The 14735-nt window shown below is 45.5% G+C and carries 7 protein-coding genes; 6 read left to right on the forward strand and 1 reads right to left on the reverse strand.

From position 1 onward, the window contains the following. From HGH91_RS00845 to HGH91_RS00865, 5 genes are all read left to right on the forward strand, one after another. The gene (locus HGH91_RS00845; RefSeq protein ID WP_211092157.1) at positions 1–903 is read left to right on the forward strand and encodes an alpha/beta hydrolase; all 903 of its coding nucleotides are present in this window, start codon (positions 1–3) and stop codon (positions 901–903) included. A gap of 23 nt (positions 904–926) precedes the next feature. Beyond that, positions 927–2519, forward strand: a complete 1593-nt coding sequence (locus HGH91_RS00850; protein WP_168736576.1) for a GH39 family glycosyl hydrolase — start codon at positions 927–929, stop codon at positions 2517–2519. Between the two features lie 519 nt (positions 2520–3038). Further along, positions 3039–4409 carry a family 43 glycosylhydrolase gene (locus HGH91_RS00855; RefSeq protein WP_168736577.1) on the forward strand — a complete coding sequence of 457 codons (1371 nt, stop codon included), beginning with the start codon at positions 3039–3041 and terminating at the stop codon, positions 4407–4409. 12 nt (positions 4410–4421) lie between these two features. Further along, a complete protein-coding gene (locus HGH91_RS00860) occupies positions 4422–6029 on the forward strand; it encodes a glycoside hydrolase 43 family protein (RefSeq protein WP_211092158.1) in 1608 nt (535 codons plus the stop codon). Positions 6030–6290: 261 nt separating this feature from the next. Beyond that, a complete protein-coding gene (locus HGH91_RS00865; protein ID WP_168736578.1) occupies positions 6291–7496 on the forward strand; it encodes an alginate lyase family protein in 1206 nt (401 codons plus the stop codon). Positions 7497–7612: 116 nt separating this feature from the next. Here HGH91_RS00865 and HGH91_RS00870 read toward each other — a convergent pair whose 3' ends face one another. Continuing rightward, positions 7613–10072, reverse strand: a complete 2460-nt coding sequence (locus HGH91_RS00870; protein ID WP_168736579.1) for a glycosyl hydrolase family 95 catalytic domain-containing protein — start codon at positions 10070–10072, stop codon at positions 7613–7615. A 364-nt stretch (positions 10073–10436) separates the two neighbouring features. Between HGH91_RS00870 and HGH91_RS00875 the strand changes: the two genes are divergently transcribed. Further along, positions 10437–14582: a hybrid sensor histidine kinase/response regulator transcription factor gene (locus tag HGH91_RS00875; protein WP_168736580.1), complete on the forward strand. Its 4146-nt coding sequence runs from the start codon at positions 10437–10439 to the stop codon at positions 14580–14582. Positions 14583–14735 lie beyond the last annotated feature (153 nt).

The raw sequence follows: 14735 nt of genomic DNA on the forward strand, positions 1-14735 counted from the left end.
ATGACTACCAGGTATTTATTTATTTCAATCGTATTTATGATGGCCAGTCATATTTGTCTGGCACAAACAGAAAAGGTTTCTTCCAAAGTGGACTCGGTACCTACGTTTCCCGATCCGCCGGCCGGGTTTAATGCTCAGCATGATAATGTACCTCACGGAAAATTAACAGTTGTTCAGTACAACTCAAAAACGCTTGGTAAACTCCGGGAAATGAGTGTATATACCCCTCCGGGATATTCGCCTGAAAAGAAGTACCCGGTGCTGTACCTGTTGCATGGCCTGGGATCGGACTATCGTCAATGGACGGAATGGTGCCAGGCAGATAATATTGCAGATAACCTGATTGCAGCCGGGAAAATACAACCTTTAATAATGGTTTTCCCCAATGGCGATGCTAAGCTGACAGTAACAGATACAGCAGCAGCCAGCCGTTCAGGGAGAGCAGACGGTTTTGGAGGATATAGAAAACCTTTTGAAGATGATTTATTGAAAGATATCATTCCTTACATCGATTCACATTATTCCACCAGCAATGACCGCGAACATCGTGCATTAGCAGGTTTATCAATGGGTGGGGGACAGTCGTTAAATATAGGGCTGTATCATCTCGAAACTTTTGCCTATGTAGGCGGATTTTCTTCGGCCCCCAATACGAATAAATTTGGCGGAATGTATACGGATGTAAAATTTATCCCGGATATTAATGCTGCCCGGGAACAATTAAAATTGCTATGGATAGGATGTGGTACTAAAGATGGCCTTTTGAACATTAATGAAAAGGCTCATCAGTATCTTAACGAAATAGGAATGCCCCACATCTGGAATGTAGACACTAACGGGCATGACAACGCGGAGTGGGATCGTAACCTGTATCTCTTTTCCCAGCATATTTTTAAAAGGTAGTAAGAAGGTAAATACATTAAGAGATGAAGAGAAATGGCATTCTTTTGATGCTGCTGTTTAGTATCGTGGTAGAGACAGTGGTAGCCCAAAAGATAAAAGAGAGCAAGTCAGCTATCCCCGAACGGATTATCAATATTGACTTTAATAAAGCAGCCGGGAAACTCAATACCATGTTTAATGAATGTGTAGGGGCTGGCCGCGCCAATGAAGGACTCCGGGCAGATTGGCAGCAGCAGCTGGCATATGTGAGAAAAGAATGTGGCTTCAGATATATCCGTATGCATGGCCTTTTAACAGATGATATGGCCGTATATACGGAGGATAGTAAAGGTAAACCGGTGTATAACTACATGTACATTGATGTTTTATTTGACTTTTTGCAAAGCATTGGAATGAAGCCTTTTGTGGAACTGGGATTTATGCCTTCTGCACTGGCCAGCGGTTCTAAAACAATTTTTTGGTGGCGGGGCAATGTAACTCCTCCCAAAGATTATGAAAAATGGGCGGCATTGGTGAAGGATCTTACCAGGCATTTTACGGAGCGGTATGGCGCTGAAGAAGTGAAAACCTGGTATTTCGAAGTGTGGAATGAGCCTAACCTGGATGGTTTTTGGGCAGGGACGCAGGAGGAGTATTTCAAATTATATACTTACAGTGCCAGGGCTATTAAAAGTGTTAACACATCTTATCGTGTTGGTGGCCCGGGTACGGCCGGCGCTGCCTGGGAGCCTGAAATGATTGAATATTGCGATAAGCATCAGGTGCCTGTAGATTTTATAAGTACCCATGCTTATGGGGTAAAACAGGGATATCTCGATGAATTTGGCCACTCGGGTACTGTACTCGATAAAAATCCCATGAGCATCAGCGGCGATGTGCTTCAATCGCGGGAAGAGATTAACGGTTCTGCGATGCCTCATCTGGAGCTTCATTATACCGAATGGAGCGCTTCCTATACCCCGGCGGATCCTATCCATGATAGTTATCACGAAGCAGCTTATGTGCTGCAAAAGCTAAAACAAGTGGGCAACGCGGCCAATTCAATGTCATATTGGGTTTTTACTGACATTTTCGAAGAAGCCGGTCCCCGTTTTACGCCTTTTCATGGGGGCTTCGGTATGCTCAATACCCAGGGTATTAATAAACCGGTATTCTATGCATACCAGTTTATGAACCGGCTTGGAAATATTGAATTGGTGAATAATGATTCCTCTTCCTGGATCTGCAGGGATTGGCAGGGAAATATACAGGTGCTGGCCTGGGATTTCACCAATACTCACCCTGGAGATTCTGTACATAATCAGCAATATTATATCCGTGATCTTCCGTCGACATCCAAAGGAAAACTGAAGATTAATATTGCAAACGTACCTGAGGGGAAATATGCATTGGAAATATACAAAGTGGGCTATCGTTCCAATGATGCCTATTCGACTTACCTCTCCCTGGGAACACCGGCGCAGCTCACAAGGCAACAGGTAGCCCAGATTAAAAGACAAAACGACGGATCCCCACTTTCCAGGGAAATTATTACGGTACAAGGCAAGGCGGGTTTTGGTAAAGAACTTGACATCCGTGAAAATGATGTTTTTTTTCTGAATCTTGTTAAACTTTAAGTGTCTGGAAAACTAATGCAATAGAGGCAGATAAAATCTATTGCGGTTTTGTGACTGGTAAAAAGAAACAGGGATTTGGAGAAAGATTATAGGGATATTAGTTGCGTTGTATTGGGTGCCTAGGTATCTTCAACTGGCTTATCAGAAGATGCGTTGAGCATAAAAGTACGGTGGTATTAGCTCAAGCATGCTGTTAGGGGCAGTTATCCCTGCTTAAAGTATTTAGCGGCAATCACTGCAGGCTTGGCTGTTGTGCCTTTCAGGACTGGCCAATGGAAGGGAATGATCCAAAGATAGATGACCCTTGTGGAGGCACAGCAAATCTCTTATCATTAAAATAAATGTAAAAATGACAATTATGTTTTTTAAAATTGCACCTTATTTACCCCGGACAGAAGAATAGATGTACGTGAGAATGTGCAATGGTTATTATTTTGAAGTATGTTTTTTCCGGAAGTTTGGCGAACAAAATATATTAACGTGCATATAAGAACCGTCATATTTATCAAATGGTATGGAATGCTAGTTTGGCTACTATTGTGTTCCATACCTGTTACCGCACAGTCCAATCCTTTTGGGAATGCCCTTATCCCGGATATGATTGCAGATGCCAGTATACAGGAAATTAATGGCACGTTTTATTGTTATGCTACAACCGATGGGTACGACGGGGGACTCAGCACCTCAGGGCCGCCTGTGGTATGGAAATCAAAGGATTTTGTGCATTGGAGTTTTTCGGGGATTTGTTTTCCTTCAGCAGCAGGGCAGGTATACTGGGCGCCTAGTAAAGCTATCGCTGCCAACGGAAAATATTATCTTTACCCGACAGTTAACGGATACATGTATGCAGCTGTTTCCGATTCTCCGGAAGGCCCTTTCCGTCTTGCTAAAGGAACCGATACGTTTATAAAACCGTATTCAGTTAATACTTTACTGACGCCGCGATCGTCTCATGACCCTGTTGGAATAGATGCTGAAATTTTTACAGACGACGATAAAAAAACTTATTTGTTCTGGCAGTTAAGGCATGCAGCCAGGTTGCATGAAGATATGGTAACAGTTGACACAAATGTGGCAATAATTCAAACGCCGCGTAGCGGTTATTCCGAAGGACCTATCTTTTTTAAACGGAAGGGTATTTATTACTTCCTTTATACGCTGGGAGGAGATGAAAGGTACCAATATGCTTATGTTTCAGGTAGTGTGTCGCCATTCGGCCCATTTGATAAGCCTAAAGGCAACGATATTATTGCCACTACCAATTATAAACGCCAGATATTCGGGCCTGGACATGGCTGTGTTTTTAACGTGCAGGGTACAGATGATTATTATCTCGCTTATCTCGAATACGGCAGGGGGAGTACGAACCGGCAGACTTATGTAAATAAACTTCGTTTTAATGATGATGGTACTATCCAACCCGTTGATCTTAGCATGTCTGGCGTTGGGGCACTACGTAAATTTAAAACGGATCTTCCCAAACAAATTAAACAAGTTACTGCATCCAGCTTTCGTGCTGAAGTAAAAATCAAGCCCGCAAAAGATTCTTCTCTTCAGCGGGTGGAATATTTTGCACCTTCCTTTGCTGTTGATGGTGCTAATGGCTCCCGTTGGATGGCGTCGGAGGGGGATACAGCGTGCTGGATGATAGCTGATTTGGGCAGGGTGGTACCGGTAAAACGTAGTGACATTTACTTTGTTCGGCCAACGGCAGGGCATTCCTATGTATTGGAGTCGTCTGTTGATGGTAAACATTGGAGCCCCTGCGGCGGCTACCCCGACGTCCGCATACAATCTCCGCATTCCGATGTGCTCAGACTCAAAACCCGCTATCTCCGTGTCAGAATTGCTGAGGGAGTAAAAGGTATTTGGGAATGGTGTATTTACTAAAACGCGACAGGAATGATGAATGTTAAAATATTTATACCATCGCTGGTTTTTACATTACTGTTCTTCAACGTATTTGGCCAGCAAACAGAAAAGTGGGGCGACCAGGGAAACGGGACTTATATCAATCCCGTCATTCCGGCTGATTTTAGTGATCTTGATGCCATACGTGTGGGGAATGATTTCTATGCCATATCCTCCACCATGCAGTATTCTCCGGGTATGGCCGTTTTGCATTCACGTGATCTTGTCAACTGGAAAATTATCAGTCATGTGGTTAACGACCTGACGCAAATTAGCCCAAATCTGAACTGGAGTAAAATGGACAGTTACGGAAAAGGGGTCTGGGCAGGGTCCATACGTTACTACAAGCATAAGTTTTGGGTGTATTTTGGTACACCCGACGATGGGTTTTTTATGAGTACTGCTACAAACCCGGCAGGTCCGTGGACCCCGCTTCACCAGGTGTGGAAGGTGTCTGGATGGGATGATTGCTGTTCTTTCTGCGATGAGGACGGACAACTATATTTCATTGCCACCAATTTCGAAAATGATCCGAAGAATAATAAGAAATATAATATACATCTTTTCAGGATGACGTCTGATGGCAAAAACTTACTGATGGAGTCGGACCGTATTATTCACCAGTCGCCGGGCAGTGAAGCAAATAAGTTGTTCAGGATAAACGGGTATTACTATCATCTCTTCAGCGAAGTAAAGCCTGAGGGGCGGGTACTGATGATGAAGCGTTCAAAAAACATTGTAGGACCCTGGGAAATGAGGCAATTGAATCACGTAAACAAGACGTCGGATAAAGAGCCTAACCAGGGGGGACTTATACAGTTGGTTAACGGGAAATGGTACTTTTTTACACATCATGGGTCTGGCGATTGGGAAGGCCGTGCTGCCAGCTTGCTGCCGGTTACCTGGCTGGAGGGCTGGCCGGTTATCGGGGAACCAGGAGAGGATGGTATCGGTTCAATGGTTTGGAATGCTCCTAAGCCAATTAATATTCCGAATGTTGAAAAAGGGATGCAAACTAATGATGATTTTCATTCATCCGTTTTACAACCGCAATGGGAATGGAACTACCAGCCAAGGAACGATAAATGGTCATTGAGCGAGCGTAAAGGGTTCTTACGATTACATGCTTATGCGCCGGTAAATCCAACAGGCGGCAATATGCTATTGAAAGCCGGCAATACCATCACCCAAAGAAGTTTGCGTACCACGTCGAATGAAGTGACCATTAAGATGGAAATTAAAGGTATGTGCAATGGCGGGTATGCAGGCCTGACCCATTTTTCAACCTCAGGTACCTCTTGCATTGGGATAAAGCAGGTCAATAACTCCCGGTATTTTACTTATATAAGCCATAATAGAGATAGCGTGGGACCAGCAGTAAGAAATAATACGGTGTGGTTGAGGTCTACATGGGATTTCCAGGGGATTAACAGGTATTTCTATAGTCTTGATGGTAAATTGTTTTTACCATTCGGAGGGGAGAACCAGTTGGTCTGGGGAAGCTATCGTGGCGACCGGGTAGGTATTTTTAACTTTAATCTAGAGCAGGAATGCGGCTTTGTTGATATCGATTTTTTCCATTATAGGTATTCAAAATAAATTCCTGCTAGATGCGCTGGGTCTCATTATGTTAGTTTGTTATCCCACCTTTAATCTTTCACTCCCATTCTTGATTCACCCCTGACCCCAAAGCGGATAAATTCGAAGGATAAGCGTTTCTATACTTTGACTATGCAAAGAAAATGAATGTTAAGTATTTGTCCGGAGAAAATATTGCCGGGCAACCTGCGTTAATGATTTATCGTATATTATTTATATTGTCATTTTAACATTTATTTAATTGAAAAACCTGTGAAATTAATGAATCGAGGGACCATTGGAGGAATATTTTTATTTTTCGTGGTGACATCATGTGGAAAAGAAATGGCCACTGCTGCGAAAAAACTGGCATTAAACAATCATGATACTGTTTTTGTGCATCCGGGATTATTGCATAAACAGTCTGATTTCGACCGCATGAAAAGCAAAGTGGATGCAGGAGCAGAACCCTGGCTTTCGGGATGGAACCAGCTGACCAATAATTCGCACAGTGCACTTAGCTGGCAACCCAACCCGGCAGATACAATTTACCGGGGGAATGATGGGAGGCATCATGAGAACTACGGCCAGCTGTATAATGATATTGCCGCGGCCTATGCCACGGCATTAAGATGGAAAGTATCGGGCGACAAACGATATGCTGATAAGTCGGTACAAATCATGAACGCGTGGTCGGCCAGGCTGAAAGGTATCGGCGGCAACAACGACGCCAACCTGGCGGCAGGGATATACGGATATCAGTTCGCCAATGCCGCAGAAATCATGAGAACTTACAGTGGTTGGGCGCCTGCAGATTTTGCCAGATTCCAGAAAATGATGCTGAACGTTTTTTATCCCATGAATCATGCCTTCCTGGTAAGAAAGGAAAGGTGTATGAGCCATTTCTATGCAAACTGGGACCTATGCGTTATGAACTCCATCCTGGCTACGGGAGTATTGTGCGATGACCGCAATATATATAACGAAGCGATCAATTATTTTAAACATGGTGCAGGAAATGGCGCAATCGCCAATGCCATTTATTTTATTCACCCGGATGGCCTGGGCCAATGGCAGGAAAGTGGGCGCGATCAGGGACATACCACGCTGGGCATCGGTTTGATGGGTACCTTTTGTGAGATGGCCTGGAATCAGGGCGATGATATGTATGGTTATGACAACAACCGGTTTTTAAAAGGTGCAGAGTATGTGGCCGCCTATAACCTGGGCGATTCGGTTTCCTTTAAGCCCTATACCAATTGTGTGGGCGTTGTACAGGATGTTATCAGCAGCAACAGCCGGGGAAATACCCGCCCCGTTTGGGAACTGGTATATAATCATTATGTAAACCGCAAAGGACTGGCTGCTCCTAATTGTGCGCGGTTCGCCCAGAAAGTACGCCCGGAGGGTGGTGGTGGAAATTATGGCCCCAATAGTGGGGGGTACGACCAGCTGGGCTATGGAACATTAACTTTCTCATTGAAATAAGCACATATCCAGTCAAGCCTAAATAACGGGCAAACCAACCATGGGATGCAGGTTAATTATTCCTAAAAGTAAAAATGGGTACCAGCGCAGGGAAATTTCCCTGCGCTGGTTTTTAATTATCTTCCAGGTGATGCCATCCCACGGTAAGCCTTCCCTTTTTGTGTAAACAGCTCATACATATAACTGCCTTGTACAGATGCACTGCTGCTGCTATTATTCAGTCTCACAGGAACAGACGTACGTATTTTGCAGGGCTCTCCATTTGCAGATCTGATAGAGAAATCAGTTAACCGGCCGTTGCGCCAGTTGATGTCTATCTCAAATCCACCCCTGGCGCGCAACCCTTTTACAGCGCCATTAGGCCATGCAGCTGGCAGTGCAGGAAGAATATCAATTACATAAGCATAGGTGCTGTCTTTAGTAGTATAGGTTTCATGACTTTGCAGCAGCATTTCCGTTATGCCGCTGACGGCGCCGAAGTTTCCATCAATCTGGAAAGGGGGATGTGCATCGAAAAGATTGGAGTAGGTACCGCCTGCACCGGCCATGACGGTTCTCTTTTGTGCAGTAGGCCGGAGCTGGTAGGATAGCAGGTGATGGGCATGATCGCCATCACGTAACCTGGCCCAGAAATTTTCTTTCCATGCAATGGACCAGCCGGTACCGTCGTCGCCTCTTAATTCCAGCGTACGGCCTGCGGCAGCCGCGAGTTCCGGGGTTTTAAAAACAGTTACCTGGTGGCCAGGATGAAGTGGAAAAAGATGCGAAACATGCCTGTGATGAGGATCATCAGAGTTGAGGTCCCAGTCTTTATTCCATTCTTCCAGCTGCCCTCCTTTACCTATCCTCAGTGGACTGATGTTATCCCTGGCGGCAATTATTTTCTTTCTGAATGGCTCATCTGTATGAAGTATGCGGCTGGCCATCGCCAAATTGTCGAACAGGTCCCAGATGATTGCCTTTTCCATAGTGGCGCCTTCCGTAACATTACTTTTCTGTTTGTTGTCAGTAATGAAATTATTTTCCGGAGAGGTGGAAGGAGAGGTAACCAGGTGGCCTTCGTTATCAGTGACCATGGTGGCAAGATAGAATTCGGCTGCGCCTTTTAATATAGGGTATATGCGTTTCAGGTAATTTATATCGCGTCCAAAGGCATAATGCTCCCACAGGTGCTGGCACGCCCAGCCGCTACCTCCTGCGAATACCCCCCATGGCAGCGCTGCTCCCGGACTTGTCCATCCCCAGCCATTGGTAGTGTACCCATAATACCAACCAGGTGTATCCGGGCCGAAATAGGCTTGGGCTGTTTTGCTGCCCGGCGCAACAAGTGCCGCAATCAGGCGTATCATGGGTTCATGCAATTCCGCCAGGTTGGTAGGTTCTGCGGGCCAGTAGTTCATCTGGTAATTGATATTGGATTTGTAGTCGCATTTCCAGGGCAGGTCGAACCCGTCGCCCCATATACCTTGAGAGTTGGACGGCAGCGGGTTGCCCGGGCGGCTGGAAGAGATCAGGAGATAGCGACCGTATTGATAAAATAATGCGGCAAATCCCGGATCGCTTTTCCCATCGCCATATGCTTTAAGTCGCTCATCTGTGGGAAGCGAATCGGCTGTGGTACCAAGGTTGATCTGAACCCTGTTGAAGAATTTTTTGTAATCGGCGATGTGGTCTGCTTTTAATCGGTTATATCCTTTCCCTATGGCTTGTTGCAGACGCCGGGTTACTTTGCTGTGAGGATGTTCTCCCTTAAAGCCTTTGTCATAATCCAGTATATACGAGGTACCGGCCGTTACGTATATGGTCAGTTCCCTGGCGTTCCTGACGTTAAGGCTATCGCCACCACCAGTGACAATACCATCCGTAACCACTGCCAGTTGTACTTCAAATTCCAGTGTTGCCCCGGTATTGCCCGTCATTACCAGTTTATTGGGCGCTTCAAAGCGGGTCTGTGATTTTTCTTTCCGGTTAAGCAGGATACTGACTTCAATCGGGTTATTTCCATCTGCTTTTAAATGGTGTACCAGCACACTGTCCGGCGCACTTGAAAAAGTTTCGCGGTGATAGGTGGTTCCCAGCTGGCTGAACGCTTCCCCTGCGATCGCCTGTTTAATATCCAGCCAGCGTTTGTAGGAGTCGGTAACGGTGGCAGGGGTCTTATAATGAAGAAAAATATCCCCCAGGGTTTGATAGGAAGAATAGTAAGGGGCCGGAGAAGTCATATAACGGGTGGTGAGCTCCTGTGCTTCCTTATACCGTTCCTGGCGTATAGCCGCACGGATGGTATCCAGGAATTTGTAGGCATCCTTTCTGTCGGCATCCGGTTGTGGATCTCCGGACCATATAGTAATGTCATTCAACTGCAGCCGGTCATTCCCGATACCACCAAATACCATCGCGCCAAATGCACCATTACCCACCGGCAATGCCTCAATCCATTCCTTTGCGGGCGACCTATACCATAGCTGCAGGTTTTCCTTTTGGCCCGAAACCTTCCCGGAATTTAACAGTAATCCTGCCAGCAAAGGAGAAAAAATGAATGTAAATTTTTTTAATGTCAAATTGACTTTTAACATGAAGTATCTAAGTTTTTTATGCTAATTATTAAAATACCGGAGAAGTCTGAGATATAATCGTCATGATTAATTGGGTGATGTCTTAAAGCACCAAAGGAAATACTACGGCTGTCCTGGTATCCCGGACGGGCGGATGGCGTCATCCCAAAATAAAGATTAATGAATTAAAAATTGTCATTTAGACAAAAATTACTATAATACACCCCAAATTATGAGAATACCCCCCCTTTTTGCCGGCTGATGATGTTGTAGATTGCGATAGGAGGCGTGGGGTAAATTCGTAATCCAACCAATCAACCAAGGTCATAATAGAGCGATAGCAGGCATTGCTGATATCCTTTTATACTAGTTTCAATTTCACGGGATGAAAAAATTTTTAATGTACTGTTTGCTGCTGATGGTGGCAGCGTTCCACGCACCTGGTTCCCTGGCCGGCGATAATACTCACCATGTTATATCATACCTGGGCATAGAACAGGGGTTGTCGAATAATGCGGTACGCTGTGTATTCCAGGATCATAAAGGATTTATGTGGTTTGGAACCTATGATGGGCTGAACAGGTATGACGGTAATGTATTCAAGGTATTCCGGAACAGGTTCAACGACAGCAGCTCCCTGGTAAATAACTGGGTATTCACCATCAATGAGGATTTGCAGTATAAACTTTGGGTAGGCACGCGACAGGGGCTGAATATATATGACCAGGTATCCGGAAAATTCAGCAGTGTACGGTACCGGCTAACCGGTACAACAAGATATGAGCGGATCACCGCAGTTGTACGGGATATTAAAAAAGATGCGAAAGGGAATATGTTGATTGGAACAGAGGGGCTGGGCCTCCTGTTTTGCCCTGCGGGAACATATACTGCCGTGCCAATACCGCTGGAGGCCGACGGTCAGCGCCTCTTTTCGTACGACGCAGGAGCTATCGAGGTAGCCCCCAATGGTGATGTTTGGTTGTTTGTGCAGGGGCGGGGACTGTGCCGCATGGATAAAAACACTGCCCGGGTCATTCTTGTTAACGGAACCTTTCCAACGGGCGACTGTATAAAAGCCGACAGGGATATGCTTTGGATAGGTACGCCCAACGGACTGCAGAGGTATGCTATTTCCTCCAATCAATACCAGGAGTCCTATACGGAGGAAAATGGGAAACTCTCTTATAATAAAGTATCCGGCCTGTTCCTCGATAAAAGTGGCAGGCTGTGGATTGCCACTAATGGTGGAGGCATAAATATTATTCTTACGGGAAACGGAACCGTGGCGGGAAATATTCCCTCCGGCAATAACAATTATACGCTTGCAAGTAGCTCAGTAAGCGCAATTTATGAAGATGTGGATGGCAGAAAGTGGATCGGGACACTAAGGGGTGGGGTCAACATCATAGATCCGAAGAAAGATAGATTTCAGTCTTTCCTCCATGACCCGTTGAACAGCAATAGCCTTATAAGCAATTTCATTTTTGCCTTTTGCGAAGAAAACGACGGCACCATCTGGGTAGGTACCGATGGCGGCGGGTTAAGCAGGTGGCAGCGGAAAGCAGGACAGTTCACCAATTTCGTTCATCAGCCAGGGATACCTGTTTCTCTCAGTGATAATTTCGTAACAAATATACGATGCGACAATGAACAGCATATTTGGGTGTCTACTTTCTGGGGAGGTATTAACAGGTTTGACAAAAAAACAAACACCTTCCGGCATTACAGGCTGACCTATAATAATAGCAATAAAGAGAGTAAAACCGTTTACCTGTTACATAAAGACAGCAAAAATACGCTATGGGCGGGAACCTTTGGCAGGGGCTCTTTGTATAAGGGGGCGCTATATAAATATGACAGATCGCAGGACTCCTTCAGGCTATTTGACGATAGTCTTACTGATCTTTTTACTATGGAAGAAGACCGGTCCGGACAACTATGGGCAGGGAATCTCCGCAGCCTCATAAAGATTGATCCGCAAAACAAAAAGCATACATCCTATATGCTGGGCAACCCGGTAAGAGCCATTCATGAAGACAGTAAAGGGCGTTTCTGGATTGGAACAGAAGGAGGAGGCCTGATTTTGCTTGATCGCGTTCAGGGGAAAGTATTGGAACGCTATACGGCAGCCGAAGGGCTTTGTAACAATGCCGTACTCAATATCCTGGAAGACGACAAGGGCGATCTGTGGATAAGTACTTTTTATGGCATTTCCCGGTTTGATGCCACCCGGAAGAATTTTACCAATTTCTACCAGGGTGATGGGCTTTCCAGCAACCAATTTAACTATAATGCTGCTCTCCGGCTGAAGTCCGGCGAATTGATGTTTGGCGGAATTAAAGGGTTGAACATCTTCCAGCCATCCAATATCACCGCATCGGGCGGAAAGCCCAAAATGCTTTTCACCGATATTCATATTAATAATATGCCTATCGGGCAGCGACCAGGCTACATTACGGAACAGCAGGGAGATAACATACAGAAAATCCGGGTACCATACCGCGATGCCGTCTTTTCTTTCGATTTCACGGCGCTGGATTATTCCACTTCCGATAAGATCTCCTATGCCTATTATATGGTTGGCTGGGATAAAAGCTGGAACCAGGCCGGCAATACAAGAACAGCTACCTACACGCACCTTGCTGCAGGCCATTACACATTTCGGGTAAAGAGCACGAACGCCGAAGGCCGGTGGATCGCCAATGAAATAAGCCTGGAAATAATAGTATTACCTCCCTGGTATGCGTCCTGGTGGGCATATCTGTTTTACCTGTTTATGATGATGGCTGCTGTTGCAATTTATATTACCTATAAGACTAAGCAGCGGCGGCTTAAGTACGAGGTGGCCATGGCAAATATGAATACAGAGAAAGAAAGAGAGCTCAATGAAAAAAAGATTGCCTTCTTTACCAACGTATCACATGAGTTTCGTACGCCACTCACGCTCATTATTAATCCTGTGAAGGATCTGATGACCAGGCAAGAGCCAGATGGAAAGCATCATCGTGAATTGGTTACGATATATAGGAATGCCCGCCGGCTGCTTCGTTTGCTCGATCAGCTCCTGATGTTCAGGAGGGTAGACAGCGATATTGACCACTTGAAACCAGCCCGTTTTAATTTCACGGAATTATGTTGGGACGTATTCCAATATTTTGAACAACAGGCCCAGTCAGCCAATCAGCACTATTCATTCGTTTGTGATAGGGAGGCATTATGGATATCCGGCGACAGGGAGAAACTGGAGATAGCGCTGTTCAACCTGTTATCGAATGCTTTGAAATATACGCCTGCCGGCGGCAGCATCGAAATGAAGCTTTCCTCTGCTGCCGGCCAGGTGGAAATAACAATTGCTGATACGGGTTATGGAATCGCGCCCGACAGCGCCAGGCATATATTTGAGAAATTCTACAGGTCGGAGAGCCTCAGTCATACACCGCAATCAGGATTCGGAATTGGCTTGTACCTGGTAAAGCAATTTATAATGCTGCACGGTGGTAACGTCAGTTTTGAAAGCAGGGAGGGCAATGGGACGGTATTCAAAGTTGTTTTACCCGTGGGTAATGCAACTTCACCTGCTGAGCCGCTGCCTGACGTTCCCGGTGATAGAACCAATTTTTTGACTGCAATGGAAGATGACGCGCTGGAAAGACTACAGCCTGCGCAGTCAGACGAAGAAGCGATCGGAACGATGATAACGGCCAGGCAAACTATGTTGATCGTAGATGATGACGCGCAGATACGCCAATATATTTCAGGCATGTTCCGGTCGGCATTTAACATAGAGGAGGCCAGTAACGGGAAAGAAGGACTGGAAAAGGCAATTGCTATATTACCAGACATTGTGGTCAGTGATATCAGGATGGAGACGATGTCGGGGCTGGAGCTCTGTAAAGAGATCAAACAGAGTACTGCGCTGAATCATATCCCGGTAATCCTGCTCACAGGCTCCTCAGCAGAAGAAGGAAAGTTGGAAAGTGCTGAAGTTGGCAGCGATTATTACATCACAAAGCCATTTGAAAAAGAATTGCTGGCAGCGGCAGTACAGGGTGTGCTGCAAACGAGAGATAATCTGCGCAATTATTTTCTCAATGAAGTGACACTCCGCAAAAATGATTTCAAGGTTTCAGGGCAGTATAAGGAGTTTGTTGAAAAATGTATTACAATAGTGGAGGCTAACCTCGATAATGACGAATTCAATATAAAGGTGTTAGCCAGGGAAATTGGTATGAGCCATTCCTCGGTTTATAAAAAAATCCGGCTGGTTTCCGGAGAATCGCTGAGAGGGTTCGTCCGCTTTATAAGGCTAAGGAAGGCAGCTGAGCTCATGATAAATACAAGCCTGAATGTAAATGAGGTAGGTTTCCAGGTCGGTATTAACGACGTTAAATTTTTCAGGAAACAATTCAATAAGGTGTTTGGCATGAATCCTTCTGAATATATAAGACGTTACCGGAAGGTATTCGAAGATAAATACAACCTCGAACAAACAGAGGTAAGAAAAAAGAGCGCCGCCCGGAAGCAAGTCTGACCCCCGGGGTATCTTAAACTGCAGCGTCTTTCCCGGCAAATGCCCCGGCAAGGGGCAAATTATCCCTGAATTTCACAATACACCCCCCTTTTTATGAGACTACTCCCCCTTATAGTTGGGGGGAGTATGCGTTTACTTTGCATGCTGGCCAGC

Origin of the sequence: Chitinophaga eiseniae, from assembly GCF_012641265.1 — a bacterium.
GTDB classification, from domain to species: Bacteria; Bacteroidota; Bacteroidia; order Chitinophagales; family Chitinophagaceae; genus Chitinophaga; species Chitinophaga eiseniae_A.